Below are 1759 nucleotides of genomic sequence, written 5' to 3' on the forward strand. Positions count from 1 at the left end.
GGGGGGGGGGGGGGCGGTGGGCGGGGTGGGGGTGGTCGTGGGCGTGACGGTGCCCGTGCCCGTGGTGGTGCGCGTGCTCGTGCCGGTCGCTCACGGTGGTCCCCTTCCAGTGCGCGGGAGTGGACGCGTGCCGCCCACGACGCCATTATGTGCGTATGAGCGCACGCATGCACCTATCAACTGCGCACGATGCGCATCCGCGCACCCCGGGCGAGGAACAGTTCGCGCTGGCCGCCGAACTCCTCGCCCTGCTCGGCGACCGCACCCGCCTCACCTTGCTGCACGCGTTGACGGCAGGGGAGGCCGACGTCACGACGCTCACCGAGGCCTGCGGCGCGGCCCGGCCCGCCGTCAGCCAGCACCTGGCGCGGCTGCGTCTCGCGGGGCTGGTGAACACGCGCAAGGAGGGCCGCCGGGTGGTCTACTCCCTGCGCGACGGCCATCTGCGCCGCCTCGTCGACGAGGCGCTGAACGTGGCGGACCACCGGCTCAGCGACCGGCCCCTGCACGACTGACGCCGTCAGTAGTCGGCGTTCTTGCCCAGGTACTGCTCCGCGAACGCCATCGCTGCCGTCGGGGAGCCGAAGAGTCGGCGGAGACGGGCGAGGGTGGTGCCCGCGCGGTACGGGTCGCCCGAGGACGTGCCGTGGTAGACCTCGGAGAGCCAGTGCGAGAACTCCTGGTAGTCCCACACCCGGCCCAGACAGGCCGCCGAGTAGCCGTCCAGACCGGTGCTGTCGCCCTTCGTGAGGTGCGTGACGAGACCGTCGCCGAGCTGGAAGGCGTCGTGCAGGGCGAGGTTCATGCCCTTGGCGGCGATGGGCGCGGTGAGGTGGGCGGCGTCGCCGGCCAGGAAGAGACGGCCGAACACCATGGGCTCGACGACGTAGTTGTGCATGTCGAGGACGCGCTTCTCGATCAGCCGCCCCTCGGTCAGCGGTGGCGCGCCGTTCGCCCCGAGCCGCTGCTGGAGCTCCGTCCAGACCCTGTCCGACGACCAGTTCTCCGGGTCGTCGCCGGGCGGGCACTCCAGGTAGTACCGGGTGACGTCGGCGCTGCGCGGCATGTGCCCGGCGAACCCGTTCGGATGCATGCCGAACAGGACGCAGTCGGAGGACGGCGGCGCCTCGGCGAGCAGCGCCAGCCAGCCGATGCCGTAGTCACTGCGGGAGATGTGGGCGCGGTCGGCGGGCAGCGCGGCGCGTGTCACCCCGCGCGCCCCGTCGCAGCCGGCGACGAAGTCGCAGAGCACGACCTCCCGCCGTCCCGTCTCCGGGCAGGTGTACGACACCGACGGACGATCGCTGTCGAGGTCGTGCAGCTCCACGTCCCGCACGCCGAAGCGGACGGCCCCGCCGCGCACGTCCGCGTACTCCCGCACCAGGTCCGTCACCAGCAACTGCTGCGGGTAGACCCAGTGGTGAACGCCCGTGAGCCGCGCGTACTCGAACCGGTAGCGTTCACCGGCGAACCGGAACTCGCACTCCGTGTGCCGCTGCGCCCGCTCCAGCAGAGCGTCCGCGAGGCCCCGCCGCTGGAGTCCGCGTACGGCCCACTCCTCCAGCACCCCGGCCCGTGGCCGCTGCTCGATGAACTGCCGGGTCTCGGTCTCCAGGACCAGACAGTCGACGGAGGCCGCCCGCAGGATGTTGCCGACGGTGAGGCCGGCCGGTCCTGCGCCCACGACGACGACCGGAAAACGTTGCGAGGAGCCGGAGTTGGGGTGGGGGGAGGTGGAGGTCACCCGAGCATTATGGGG

At 72.1% G+C, this 1759-nt stretch carries 2 protein-coding genes; one reads left to right on the forward strand and one right to left on the reverse strand.

Annotated features, from left to right (window positions below):
* Positions 1-155: 155 nt before the first annotated feature.
* Complete coding sequence (locus L0P92_RS44200) at positions 156-515, forward strand: ArsR/SmtB family transcription factor (RefSeq protein WP_234768775.1); 360 nt, start codon at positions 156-158, stop codon at positions 513-515.
* Between the two features lie 5 nt (positions 516-520).
* Here L0P92_RS44200 and L0P92_RS44205 read toward each other — a convergent pair whose 3' ends face one another.
* Complete coding sequence (locus L0P92_RS44205) at positions 521-1744, reverse strand: 4-hydroxybenzoate 3-monooxygenase (RefSeq protein ID WP_234768776.1); 1224 nt, start codon at positions 1742-1744, stop codon at positions 521-523.
* Positions 1745-1759: the final 15 nt, after the last annotated feature.

The sequence above is a fragment of the Streptomyces muensis genome (genome assembly GCF_021474425.1).
GTDB lineage: Bacteria > Actinomycetota > Actinomycetes > Streptomycetales > Streptomycetaceae > Streptomyces > Streptomyces muensis.

What these genes read in the sequence shown, in the direction of transcription:
- L0P92_RS44200 (WP_234768775.1), top strand. Translation starts at nt 156, where the DNA reads ATGAGCGCACGCATGCACCTATCAACTGCGCACGATGCGCATCCGCGC.